Source organism: Shimia thalassica (assembly GCF_001458215.1).
In the GTDB taxonomy this organism is placed as follows: Bacteria; Pseudomonadota; Alphaproteobacteria; order Rhodobacterales; family Rhodobacteraceae; genus Shimia; species Shimia thalassica.
This window is the reverse complement of record NZ_CYTW01000001.1, coordinates 2111907-2123773: the sequence shown is the minus strand read 5'-3', so window position 1 is coordinate 2123773 and position 11867 is coordinate 2111907. Positions and strand designations below refer to the sequence as shown.

At 54.8% G+C, this 11867-nt stretch carries 9 protein-coding genes; 7 read left to right on the top strand and 2 right to left on the bottom strand.

Annotated elements, in window-relative coordinates; all coding sequences use genetic code 11:
* Positions 1-45 precede the first annotated feature (45 nt).
* Together PH7735_RS09590 and PH7735_RS09585 are read right to left on the bottom strand one after the other, a co-directional pair.
* Entirely contained in the window at positions 46-2217 is a 2172-nt protein-coding gene (locus PH7735_RS09590) for a mechanosensitive ion channel family protein (protein ID WP_233488286.1), read from the bottom strand.
* 437 nt (positions 2218-2654) lie between these two features.
* Positions 2655-3560, bottom strand: coding sequence for a LysR family transcriptional regulator (locus PH7735_RS09585; protein ID WP_058311021.1), 906 nt, complete (start codon positions 3558-3560; stop codon positions 2655-2657).
* A 173-nt stretch (positions 3561-3733) separates the two neighbouring features.
* Between PH7735_RS09585 and PH7735_RS09580 the strand changes: the two genes are divergently transcribed.
* The 7 genes from PH7735_RS09580 to PH7735_RS09550 all read left to right on the top strand — a co-directional run bounded on the left by PH7735_RS09580 (position 3734) and on the right by PH7735_RS09550 (position 11841).
* Positions 3734-7153 (top strand): indolepyruvate ferredoxin oxidoreductase family protein, encoded by a 3420-nt coding sequence (locus PH7735_RS09580; protein WP_058311020.1) that lies wholly within the window; start codon positions 3734-3736, stop codon positions 7151-7153.
* 118 nt (positions 7154-7271) lie between these two features.
* Positions 7272-8153: a lysophospholipid acyltransferase family protein gene (locus PH7735_RS09575; protein WP_058311019.1), complete on the top strand. Its 882-nt coding sequence runs from the start codon at positions 7272-7274 to the stop codon at positions 8151-8153.
* A gap of 19 nt (positions 8154-8172) precedes the next feature.
* Positions 8173-8985, top strand: coding sequence for a glutamate racemase (locus tag PH7735_RS09570; protein ID WP_058311018.1), 813 nt, complete (start codon positions 8173-8175; stop codon positions 8983-8985).
* A 103-nt stretch (positions 8986-9088) separates the two neighbouring features.
* Complete coding sequence (gene argC, locus PH7735_RS09565) at positions 9089-10117, top strand: N-acetyl-gamma-glutamyl-phosphate reductase (RefSeq protein WP_058311017.1); 1029 nt, start codon at positions 9089-9091, stop codon at positions 10115-10117.
* An 8-nt stretch (positions 10118-10125) separates the two neighbouring features.
* Positions 10126-10569, top strand: coding sequence for a cytochrome c maturation protein CcmE (gene ccmE / locus PH7735_RS09560; protein WP_058311016.1), 444 nt, complete (start codon positions 10126-10128; stop codon positions 10567-10569).
* Positions 10570-10720: 151 nt separating this feature from the next.
* Positions 10721-11329 carry a holin-associated N-acetylmuramidase gene (locus tag PH7735_RS09555; protein ID WP_058311015.1) on the top strand — a complete coding sequence of 203 codons (609 nt, stop codon included), beginning with the start codon at positions 10721-10723 and terminating at the stop codon, positions 11327-11329.
* Entirely contained in the window at positions 11320-11841 is a 522-nt protein-coding gene (locus PH7735_RS09550) for a holin family protein (RefSeq protein ID WP_058311014.1), read from the top strand. Before PH7735_RS09555 ends, PH7735_RS09550 begins: the two co-directional genes overlap by 10 nt.
* Positions 11842-11867 lie beyond the last annotated feature (26 nt).

Here is an 11867-nt window from a genome sequence, read left to right as displayed (position 1 = left end):
CCCGGGCAAGTCAGTGTCGTCAAGGATGTTACGTCGTCAACCTGATCAATCAGGGCCCTTTGGCGCCGCCGCCGGGGCTTCTTCCTGTTGGCTTGCCGTTGCAGCCGCAGCGCCCATGATGGCCGCCTGTTGCTGTTCTGACAGGTCTTCATGGGTGTCCGTGTCAGACAAGGCAACGCGGACTTCACGACGGGCAAAGTCGATACCCGATTCGGCAAAGGCTGCCTTAATCTTGTTGAAGATTTCCTTGCGGATCATGAACTGTTTGCCGGGTTTCGCCATGAACTTACCACGGATCACCATACCCACGTCATCAATGTCAAACACACCTTGCGATTTGAACGGTTGCAGGAAGTCGTCTTTGAAGAGCGGATCTTCGAGCATTTCCTGACCGATCTTTTTGAAGATCTTTTTGATCTGGTTGGGGTTGGTGTCGAACGGCACGGTGAACTTGAGTTTCATGATCACCCAGTCACGGCTGTAGTTGGTCAGCTTGGGGATCTCGCCATATGGAATGGTGTGAACGGCCCCGCGGTGGTGGCGCAACTGCATCGAGCGGATCGAGATCTTTTCAACGGCGCCCATTGTGCCGTCAATCTCGACGTATTCGCCGGTACGGAACGCATCGTCCACAAGGAAGAAGACACCCGAGACGATATCAGACACAAGTTTCTGGGCACCAAAGCCGATGGCCAGACCGATAACACCGGCACCTGCAAGAAGCGGCGTGATATCGATGCCAAGGTTGCCGATGGCCAAAAGACCAAACACAACGATGATCGCGATACGCGCTGTCAAAAGCATGAGCGGCAGAACGGTCGACAGGCGTGAGCCGCTTGCGCCGCCCATTTCGGCGTCTGCCTCTTCTTCGCTCATGCCCAGTGCGGTGAACTCAGCGGCCAGACGGCTGTTGATCCACAGCGATACGCCTTCATAGGCGACATAGCCCACAACAGCGGTCATCAGGAAGCCGAAGACGTTATCAGCAATGCCGACACCTTCGCGCATCAGCGCACCAACGCTAAAGTCCCAGGCATTGGCGATCATCACGATAATGATGCCTGCCGCAATCACGCGACCAATCCGAACAAGGCTGCGCTTTGTCGACAGGTAGGCACCTTCGGCTGCGGGGCCTTCACCACGCATCGGCGGCACCACATGGCGTACCAGACCACGAATGGCGGTGTCGATAACAGGCGCCATGAGCAACAGGAACATTGTGAGGTAATGCGCGCCGTGAACCAGAGCGGAAATCTGCTGCAAGCCGATCAGGGTGCTGACAAGGACCCATGTCGCAACGGCAACGCCTACTGCGAAGTAGGGATAGAATTTGGCAAAGGTTTCATCTGCGACGGTGCGGTCCGGATCGGTACCACGCATCAGGTCGATCAATCCCTCACGTGCGGTCAGGGCGATGAAGATGATGTAGACATAGACCAGGCTGTCGAGCCAGAACCCAATTCGGGTTTCGGAGGTCGGTACACCGTTGCTGTTCGAGAACCCTGTGAAGAAAAGGGTAAAGCCGGCCAGAAAGAACAGCCCGATGATGTTGCGGTGCAGGAACTTTGCCCACTGGTCGTTCACATTCACCAGTCTGAGGTCAGACCGGTGCGGTGCCAGAATGAACCGCGAGCAGGCGCCTGTGAGACGTGGCAACCAGATCAGGTTCAAAACGAAAGGACCGGCAAAGGCCAATTGTTGCGGCGACAGGACGGTGCGTCCCAGCGTCCGGATCACGACATAGAAGACCACCAACCCGAAAATTTCGCGCATGAAACGTTTAAGAAGGAAAACCACCGCTTCGCGCAGACCTGTTTCGGTACTGTCTTGAGCGGTTACGCTGCTTGAACGGGCAAGCCATGCTCGGACCGCAAATTCGACCCCCAGCGCAATTGCGATCACAAGGGCAATCAGACCCAGCATGGTCATCACGGCGCCGCCGCCACCGTAAGAGGCCGAGAAGTTCGAGAAGGCCTCACCGATTTTGGGTCCTACGACCGGCAGTTTCTTGACGGCATCGACTGTGGGTGTTGTGAACGCGGTCCACAATTTCGCGACCCGCTCGCTCGTGCTGAGAGTGGGGGTAACGGTTTCGTTTTTGGCGGCTACGGCATCCAGCTGATACAGCAGAAGGTTGCGGACTTCGTCGTCGGACATGCGTGCAACCATCGAGTTAATCTCGTCAGTTGTGATGTCTTCGGGGACAGTTGTCGCCATTTCGGCCGTGTCCGAACCGCTGCTGGTACTGGGGAGAGGCACTTGGGCCAAGGATTCTGACCCAAGCGATATGAAGATCGCAAAGGCGAGGAGTGAAAATAAACGTGTCATTAAGGACCTATATGGACTGTTCCGATATTACGCACATCTTAGCAGCCGGTCGCCGATTTGCATTAGTTTTTCCGAGAGCAGGATGAAGAATTGGAAAAGAACACTATGCATTCGGATAGGGAGACTATGCGGAATAGGCGCATTTTTTATGCGTCGGGCAAAAAAAGGCCGAGCAATAAGCTCGGCCGAAGTCCAACAGGGAGGTGAAGGTGATGCGCTAGTAAGCAATCACCGCCTTCAAGGGATGAAATAGGCATCAGTTTTGAATCGATCAAGGGAAAGAATGCCGCACCTGCAGCATGTCGGCCATGCGCTCAGCGCATAGCTCAGAGATTACCCTGTTCTCTCAACTGTTTGCGATGTGAAATGATCTCTTCCTGCACGAAGTCACGAAATGCCGCAATTCGCTTGGATTGCCGTAATTCCTCTGGATAAGCGAGGAAAACGGGAATTTCGCCCGAATCCACTTCTGGCAGCACGCGTACCAGATTCGGGAAATCCTGAACCACATAGTCTGGCAGAACACCAATCCCGAGATCATGCAGAACAGCCTGAAGCACCCCGAAATAGTTGTTCACGTATAATACGGACGGGATATCGTTGCTCAGCAGGGTCTGGACGAGATTTGCCCCGGCGCCCACTTGGGCAGAGTTGATGTTCTGACAAATGAGCCTGTGGTCATTGAGATCACCCATCGTTTCGGGTGTCCCTTTGCGCGCCAGATATTGAGGCGTTGCGTAAAGACGCATGTGCACACTCATCAAACGCTTGCGGATCAGGTCGGCCTGAGAGGGTTCTTTCATGCGGATGGCGACGTCGGCCTCGCGCATTGGCAGGTCCAGCACCTTTTCCTCAAGCATGAGGTCGATGTTCAGGTCGGGGTATTCTTCATAGAGCTTGGGAAGGCGCGGGGCCAGCCAGAGCGTTCCGAACCCGATGGTCGTGGTGACGCGCAGCTCACCGAACACTTCTTCTTCTGAATCGCGGATGCGCGCTGCGGCGGCATCCAGTCGCTTGATCATGGCGCTGGTCGCATCAAACAGAAGTTCACCCTGTTCGGTGAGAATCAGTCCCCGTGCGTGACGGTGAAAAAGGGTTGTGTTGAGACTTTCTTCCAGTGCCCGAACCTGTCGGGACACTGCGGATTGCGACAAATGCAGGGTATCGCCAGCATGTGTCAGGCTGCCGGCGTCGGCAACCGCATGAAATATTCTAAGCTTGTCCCAATCCATATTCGCAACTTTCGTTTCGCTTAGATTTGTTTAGGCGAAACCATCGCAAAACGAAACCGTCTCAACAGGAGAAGGTGCATGTGTGATGTAAATATTTCTTGATAGGTCATAAATTATGACCTAATAATGCCCTATAATTATGCCAAGAGAAAATCTGCGCGGGGAGGCGTTTGATGAGTATTCAAAAAGTATCGCTAAATGATCGGTTTGACCTGACGAAAGAACAGGTCCTTCTAAATGGTACACAGGCGTTGGTCCGCCTGATGCTCATGCAAAAGGCGCGTGACACACAGGCGGGATTGAACACTGCAGGCTATGTCACCGGGTATCGCGGCTCGCCTCTGGGTGCGGTCGACAGCCAGATGATGCGTGCGGAAAAGGAACTGAAAGCAGCGGACGTGCTGTTTCAGTCGGGCCTGAACGAAGATCTCGCGGCAACGGCACTCTGGGGATCCCAGCAGGCCGAACTGCGCGGCGAAGGCAAGTTTGATGGCGTCTATGGTCTTTGGTACGGCAAGGGCCCCGGCGTGGATCGCACCGGCGATGTCATGCGCCACGCCAACATGGCGGGCACATCCACGCATGGCGGTGTTCTCATGGCGATGGGCGATGACCATACTGGCGAAAGTTCGACCGTTTTGCACCAGTCCGAATGGGCTTTGGTGGATGCCTATATGCCGATTGTGTCGCCTGCGGGTGTGCAAGAGATCATGGACTATGGTCTTTATGGTCTTGCTTTGTCACGCTTTTCCGGTGTGTGGGTCGGTCTGAAAACGATGAAAGACACCATTGAGGCCACATCGGTTGTGAATGGTGATCCGCATCGCCTGTCTTTTGTGACGCCCGATTTCGAAATGCCCGAGGGCGGTTTGAATATCCGCCTGATCGATACACCGCACGCTCAAGAAGCACGGATGATCGACTATAAACGTTTTGCGGCCGAGGCGTTTTCGCGGGCCAATAAAATGGACAAACGCATCTGGGGCACGTCGGGTGCAAAGATCGGTTTTGTTGCGGCTGGCAAAAACTGGCTTGATCTTGTGCATGCGCTTGACCTTCTCGGGATTGACGAGGCCGAGGCCGAGCGTCTTGGGATCACGACCTATAAAGTGGGGCAGACGTTCCCGCTGGATATGCAGACCTTTTCGGAATGGGCCGAAGGGTTGGATCTTGTTGTTGTGGTCGAAGAAAAACGCAAGCTGATCGAAGTGCAGATCAAGGAAGCCATTTTTGACGACCGCCGCGGTCGCCGGGTCTATGGCTGGCACAAAGGCGGTGGTGCCGGATCGATGCATGGAGAAGAGTTGTTCCCAACACGCGGGGCGCTTGATCCAATCATGATCGCCCAAAAACTGGGCGACATCCTGATCGACGAGGGCCGCGGTACGGACCGGATCAAAGCGGGTCTCGAAACACTTGCGCAGGCACAGCGCGCCGACAACGCAGAAGATATTGCAACACGCACCCCGTGGTTCTGTTCGGGGTGTCCGCACAATTCGTCGACCAAATTGCCAGACGGCAGCCGCGCCTATGCCGGAATTGGATGCCACTATATGGTTCAGTGGATGGACCGCGAAACCACGGGTTTCACGCATATGGGCGGCGAGGGGGCAAACTGGATCGGTGAATCTCCGTTCTCGAGCAGGGACCACGTTTTCCAGAACCTTGGCGATGGCACTTATAATCATTCGGGCGTGCAGGCCATTCGGGCGGCTTTGGCTGCGGGCACCAATGTCACCTACAAAATCCTGTTCAATGATGCCGTCGCCATGACGGGCGGACAGGCAAATGACGGTGACCTGTCACCTCAGCGGATCGCTGCAGAAGTACAGGCGATGGGTGTCCAGAACCTTGCCGTTGTGTATGACGAAAAGGAAGAGTTGGACCAAAGCCTGTTCCCATCGGGTATCAGCTTTCATGAGCGCGAAAACCTGATGTCTGTTCAGGAAGAGTGTAGCGATATCAAGGGTGTATCTGTTATTCTATACGTTCAGACCTGTGCATCCGAAAAGCGCCGCCGCCGCAAACGGGGACTGTTCCCTGATCCGGATCGTCGCGTTTTTATCAATACGGATATCTGCGAGGGATGCGGCGATTGCGGTGTGCAATCAAACTGTATTTCCATCGAACCTGTCGAGACCGAGCTTGGCCGGAAACGCAAGATCAACCAATCGTCCTGTAACAAGGACTTCAGCTGTGTGAACGGGTTCTGTCCGTCGTTCCTGACGGTTGAAGGGGCGACTATCCGCAAAGAGGCGACGACCTCGCTGGATCTGCCTGATTTGCCCGATCCCGAGATCAAGCCGATTGAGGGCACCCACAATGTGGTCATCACGGGTGTCGGCGGAACAGGGGTCGTGACAATCGGCGCGGTTCTGGCGCAGGCGGCCCAGATCGACGGCAAAGCTGCAGGCATGATGGAAATGGCGGGTCTGGCCCAAAAAGGCGGCGCGGTTCACATTCATTGCCGTTTGGCGGAAACACCTGAGGATATCAGCGCGATCCGTGTGGCGACAGGGGAATGCGATGCCTTGATCGGTGGTGATCTGGTGGTCAGTGCTGGGTCCAAAACGCTTGGGTTGACCAGTTCCGGTCGCACGGGGGCTGTGGTCAACAGTCACGAAATCATCACCGGTGATTTCACCCATGACTCGGACTTCAAGTTGCCGACAAGCCGTCTTGAAGTGGCGTTGCAGGCACGTTTGCGTGATGATCTGGCGCTGTTTGATGCGTCCGAACTCGCGCGTGTTGTTCTGGGGGACTCGATTTTCTCGAATATGATGATCTTTGGCGCCGCCTGGCAGCAGGGTCTCATCCCTGTGAGCCTTGACGCCATCCGCCAAGCCATCGAGGTGAATGGCGCCGCGGTTGAGCGCAATTTGCGGGCGTTCGAAATTGGTCGTTGGGCAATGCTTTATCCGGAACAGGCGGCGGGTTTGGTCACGCCAAACGTTGTCAGCCTGCCCAAATCGCTGGAAGAAAAGATCACCTTCCGCATGGATCATCTTGTCAAATATCAGGGCAAGAGACTGGCGAAAAAGTACCGCAAAATGGTCGACCGCGTTGAAGATGATCGTCTGAAAGAAGCGGTGGCGATCGGGTATCACAAGCTTTTGGCTTATAAGGATGAATACGAGGTTGCGCGCCTGCATCTCGAAAGCCGCGCAAAGGCGGAAGAGGTGTTCGCAGGTGACTTTAAGGTAAAGTACCATCTTGCGCCTCCTATGGTCTCGAAAATGGGACCAAACGGTCGCCCCTCCAAAAAGGAATACGGACCGGGGATGGAGCGTTGGTTCAAACTTCTTGCGGGGATGAAGGGGCTGCGTGGAACGCCGTTTGATATCTTTGGTCGGACGGAAGAGCGTAAAATGGAACGCGCCTTGATCCGCCAGTATGAAACTGACATGCAAAAAATCATCGCGGAACATGGCAAATCGGCACCCGACGCGGCCGTGGCTTTGGCAGATTTGCCAAAGCAAATCAGAGGCTTTGGTCCGGTCAAACACGAGAATGAAGCCAAAGCGGCCAAACGCCGTGAAGAACTGCTCATTGCGCTGAAACAAGACCCAATTGCGCAAAAAGCAGCCGAGTAACGCCCAACCCCGCGGCAAATTGTTGCCGCGGGGTCATCAGTTTGTTTCAAAAGCGTCTTAATGTCTGGTCAGGATTTCGTTTCCTTCTTATGAAGTCGGCAAATTGTAAGGTATCGCCATGTCACGCCAGAACCAGGTCGCTCGAGAAATCAGCTATGCGTATTCCGCTTCGACCAAAAGTGGTCGTGCCCTGATCCGCGTGATGGAAAATGCAACTGGACGGATTGGCCTTATCAAGCGCGCTCAAGGCTATGAAGACGAGGTTGCGGCGGGTCGAGATTTTTGGGCAGTCATGAAAGAGCGCTATGGCCTGACACTCGAAGTGGTGGGGGGCTCGTTGTCCAACATTCCCCAAACCGGCCCTTTGATTGCGATTGCAAACCATCCATATGGCATTCTTGACGGATTGATGCTTGGGCATATCCTGAGCGAGACGCGTGGAGATTTTCGCATTCTGGCCAATCAGGTGTTCAGCAAAGCCGAAGATCTGGATCGTATTGTATTGCCGGTATCCTTTGACGAAACCAAAGATGCGCTGAAGCTGAACCTGCAAACCCGCAAAGTTGCTCTCGACTATTTGAAAGAAGGGGGCGCGATCGGCATTTTCCCGGGTGGTACAGTGTCCACGGCGGTGCGTCCCTTTGGCCATCCGCTTGATCCCGGCTGGCGCGGGTTCACCGCACGAATGGTGGCCAAGTCCCAGGCCAGCGTGGTGCCGATCTTTTTTGACGGCACAACCAGCCGCCTGTTCCAGATTGCCAGCCATGTGCATGTCACACTGCGGATGGGTTTTTTGATCCGCGAGTTCAAGAAACGGGTCGACCGGCCCGTCCAGATTGCCGTTGGCAAGCCGATTGATGCAGACATTTTACGCGAGAAATCCAGAGACACCAAAGCCTTGATGGACTTCTTGCGACAGCAGACCTATGCTTTGTCCCCAAAACCAATTCCTGCCAACGGGTATGGATTTGAATTTGATGGAAAATACAGGGCACAGTGAGGCCTTGTGAGAGGATGAAATGGCAGTTGGCATTTTCGACAGTGGGCTGGGTGGTCTAACGGTTCTGGACGCGGTGACCAAGCGGTTGCCGGATGTTCCGTTTGTGTATTTTGGCGACAACGCGCACGCACCTTACGGGGTGCGGGATGCGGATGACGTATATAACCTGACCACTGCGGCGGTTGACCGTATGTGGGACGCAGGCTGTGACCTCATCATTCTGGCCTGTAACACCGCAAGCGCCGCAGCATTGCGCCGGATGCAGGAAAGCTGGATTCCCTCAGACAAGCGTGTTCTGGGTGTCTTTGTTCCGTTGATCGAAGCCCTGACCGAGCGAAGCTGGGGCGACAACTCTCCTCCACGCGAAGTCGAAGTCAAACATGTGGCGCTGTTCGCAACTCCGGCCACGGTGGCAAGCCGGGCTTTTCAACGTGAACTGGCCTTCCGGGCGATAGGTGTGGATGTCGAAGCGCAGGCCTGTGGTGGTGTGGTTGACGCCATCGAAGAAGGGGATTTGATCCTTGCCGAAGCGTTGGTGCGGTCGCATGTTGACGCCATGAAACGCAAGATGCCGGACCCCCAAGCCGCCATTTTGGGTTGTACCCATTATCCGTTGATGCATGACACGTTTCAGGATGCGCTTGGGGCCGATGTGAAGGTCTATTCCCAAGCCAATCTGGTGGCCGAGTCTTTGGCCGATTACCTTGGCAGGCATCCCAACATGATTGGCGGGGGCACCGAGTCGTTGTTTCTGACCACAGGTGATCCGTCGAAAGTGTCGGATCGGGCGACACAGTTTCTCCGACGAAAAATCACCTTTCAGAAGGCGTGACAAACGCGCCTCTCGCATTTCCCACATTCAAGACTTACATTTCGTCCCAAATGCAAAGGGACCATGCGCTTTGGTGCATGACCAAGAAAGGAAGAGGTCCGAAATGACCCACAAGATCGCAATTCTGGGTGCCAGCGGATACACCGGTGCCGAACTTGTCCGGCTGATCGCCACGCATCCGACCATGGACATTGTCGCCATGTCTGCAGATCGTAAGGCCGGCATGGAAATGGGGGCTGTGTTCCCGCATTTGCGCCACCTCGATCTGCCGACACTTTGCAAGATTGAAGAGATCGATTTCGCAGATGTTGATCTGTGCTTCTGTGCATTGCCCCATGCCACAAGCCAACGGGTGATCAAAGCTCTGCCTGATACCGTCAAAGTCGTTGATCTGTCAGCAGATTTTCGGATTCGCGACCCTGAGGAATATGCCAAATGGTATGGTGGGCAGCACGATGCGATAGAGCTGCAGCAAGAAGCCGTTTATGGCCTGACCGAGTTTTATCGGGATGACATCAAAACTGCACGCTTGGTTGCGGGCACCGGATGTAATGCGGCCACAGGCCAGTTTGTATTGCGCCCGTTGATCGCGGCAGGTGTGATTGATTTGGATCATATCATTCTTGATCTGAAATGTGCTGTATCGGGCGCAGGTCGGTCGTTGAAAGAAAACCTTTTGCATGCCGAGTTGAGCGAAGGCTACAGCGCCTATGCTGTTGGTGGCACGCACCGGCATTTGGGTGAGTTCGATCAGGAGTTTAGCAAGGTTGCCGGGCGCGAGGTGAAAATCCAGTTTACACCGCACCTGATGCCTGCGAACCGCGGAATTCTGGCGACGGCCTATGTGCATGGCAATGCGGACGAGGTTCTTGCAACCTTGGAAGCGGCTTATGCGGATGAACCGTTTGTCGAAGTCTTGCCCAAAGGCGAGACGCCGAATGTAAAACACGTGAGGGCGTCCAATTTCTGTCATATCGGCGTTGTGGCCGATCGGATCGAGGGACGGGTTATTGTGGTTGCTGTGTTGGACAACCTGACCAAAGGCTCCAGTGGACAGGCGTTGCAGAACGCCAATCTGATGCTGGGTGAAGAGGAAACAGAAGGGCTCATGCTCGCACCTGTTTTCCCGTAGGAGAGACAATGAAGAACCTTAAAAAGAGACGTCGTATTCAAGTCATCGTTTTGGCCGTTGTGGCTTTGACGGTATCTACCGCGTTGATCGGGTATGCGATGCGTGACGGAATCAACTTCTTTCGGTCACCCAGCCAGATTGCGGAACAACCGCCCGAAGCGAACGAGGTTTTTCGCATTGGCGGGCTTGTTGAAGAAGGCACATTGGTGCGTGGGCAAGGCGAAACCGTTTTGTTTAGTGTGACCGATGGCGGTGCGTCCATACCTGTATCGTTCACGGGTGTTTTGCCGGATCTGTTTGAAGAAAACCAAGGTATGGTCGGCACGGGAAGCTACGTCAACGGTGTCTTCGAAGCCTCTGAAATCCTTGCCAAACACGACGAGACTTATATGCCAAAAGAAGTTGTGGATGCGTTGAAAGAGCAGGGTGTTTATCAAGAGCCTGAATCCTGACGCCACATCTTTGACTGGATGAATGGGAACGACCTGTCGCCTCTGGCGGCGGGTCGTTTTTCGTTTGGATGCCGCCACGTACGGTGCCATGAGGGGCCGTTAACTCTGTTGCCCGAAGATTTTCACACGAAACATGTGGAAAGGGTGTGGCATGGACGTACGAGAAATTGCGCGGGAAATCGTGGCCCGCGAAGGCGGATATGTGAATGATCCGGATGATCCCGGAGGCGCCACAAAATACGGTGTGACCATTCACACGATGCGGCAGCTGGGGCTTGATCTTGATGCGGACGGTGATGTGGATGCGGCGGATGTCAAACGGTTGAGCCGCGACAAGGCCGAGAGCATTTTCCTGGAACACTATTTCCGGCGCCCCCGTATTCACCAGTTGCCCGAAATGCTACAGCCGAGTGTGTTTGATATGTACGTCAACGCCGGTGCCAATGCGGTCAAAATTCTGCAAACTTTGCTGCGGGATATGGGGCAATCGGTTTCTGTTGATGGCGTGATCGGTCCCAAGACCATCGACGCCACGCAATTGGCCAGCCAGAACGCACCCGCGCATTTGGCGGATGCCTACGGCATTGCCCGTCGTAACTATTATTTCAGACTGGCCGACCGACGTCCGGCAAGCCGCAAATATGCGCGCGCGCGGGCAGGGGGCAAAGGCGGGTGGATCAAACGCGCGGAAGAGTTCATTTCCCCGCGATACCACCTTAGTGCCGCCGAGTTTCAAAAGAGGGTGGCCTCATGGGGATGATTGGATCGATTTTGTCTTTTGTTTTTGGTGATGGGCGTAATGTCCTGCGTGAAACCGCAGAGGTTTTTCGCGAAAACGCAGAGGCCGGCGCCGAACGCGGCGTGCATATTCAAACGGCTGCGATGGAGAGCTTTTCTAACGAGTTCAGGCAAACTCAGAGGGGCCGGTTTGACAGGGTCATGGACGGGATCAATCGGTTGCCACGCCCGATGATGGCGTTGGGATGTCTGGGGCTGTTTGTTTCGGCGATGGCGAATCCGGTTTGGTTTGCCGAACGTATGGTGGGCATTTCGCTTGTGCCGCAACCTCTGTGGTGGTTGCTGGGGGTAGTTGTCAGCTTCTATTTCGGGGCACGCCATCAGGCAAAGGGGCAAGAGTTTCACCGGTCGATTGCGCAAACCATGCAAAACATCCCCGTCGTCGTGGAAAACATCAAAGAAATCAGAGGGCTGGAAGCAGAGTATCAAGACAAGAACGCAGCGATTGAGGACTGGCGTCGCAAGCAGGGTTAAGCCGATCCGCGACATTGTGAACGCAG

What these genes read in the sequence shown, in the direction of transcription:
- PH7735_RS09590 (WP_233488286.1), bottom strand. Translation starts at nt 2,217, where the DNA reads ATGGCGACAACTGTCCCCGAAGACATCACAACTGACGAGATTAACTCG.
- PH7735_RS09585 (WP_058311021.1), bottom strand. Translation starts at nt 3,560, where the DNA reads ATGGATTGGGACAAGCTTAGAATATTTCATGCGGTTGCCGACGCCGGC.
- PH7735_RS09580 (WP_058311020.1), top strand. Translation starts at nt 3,734, where the DNA reads ATGAGTATTCAAAAAGTATCGCTAAATGATCGGTTTGACCTGACGAAA.
- PH7735_RS09575 (WP_058311019.1), top strand. Translation starts at nt 7,272, where the DNA reads ATGTCACGCCAGAACCAGGTCGCTCGAGAAATCAGCTATGCGTATTCC.
- PH7735_RS09570 (WP_058311018.1), top strand. Translation starts at nt 8,173, where the DNA reads ATGGCAGTTGGCATTTTCGACAGTGGGCTGGGTGGTCTAACGGTTCTG.
- argC (WP_058311017.1), top strand. Translation starts at nt 9,089, where the DNA reads ATGACCCACAAGATCGCAATTCTGGGTGCCAGCGGATACACCGGTGCC.
- ccmE (WP_058311016.1), top strand. Translation starts at nt 10,126, where the DNA reads ATGAAGAACCTTAAAAAGAGACGTCGTATTCAAGTCATCGTTTTGGCC.
- PH7735_RS09555 (WP_058311015.1), top strand. Translation starts at nt 10,721, where the DNA reads ATGGACGTACGAGAAATTGCGCGGGAAATCGTGGCCCGCGAAGGCGGA.
- PH7735_RS09550 (WP_058311014.1), top strand. Translation starts at nt 11,320, where the DNA reads ATGGGGATGATTGGATCGATTTTGTCTTTTGTTTTTGGTGATGGGCGT.